The organism is Robertmurraya sp. DFI.2.37 (assembly GCF_029211245.1).
In the GTDB taxonomy this organism is placed as follows: domain Bacteria; phylum Bacillota; class Bacilli; order Bacillales; family Cytobacillaceae; genus Robertmurraya; species Robertmurraya methanolica_A.
The window spans coordinates 1-290 of sequence record NZ_JARGEJ010000836.1; the positions used below are offsets into that span (position 1 = coordinate 1).

Annotated in this window: 1 pseudogene; it reads left to right on the top strand. The window is 39.0% G+C overall.

Annotated features, from left to right (window positions below):
• A pseudogene (locus tag PZE06_RS34045) lies at positions 1–136 on the top strand (SRPBCC family protein); the annotation flags it as partial.
• Positions 137–290 lie beyond the last annotated feature (154 nt).

Consider the following 290-nt stretch of genomic DNA (forward strand, 5'->3'; position numbering starts at 1 on the left):
CGGCAAAACGAAACTTGTAAACCGTGCTGAGTATGCGTCTGCAGAAGCTCTCAAAAAAGTCATGGATATGGGTATGCTCCAAGGAATTACCGAGACTTGGAACCGTCTGGAAGAGCATTTGAACGAGAGCAAATAAAATAATTTATACTTACAAGATGGGGAAATGATAGATAGTAGTACCAAAGTTTGTCCCCTACCTTTGCTTCCTAATAGAATCGAAGATGGGGGACATTTTTAAACTTTTTTCTTAATTCATAAGTCACCAATCCAGCAATACTTTGATCCAACAC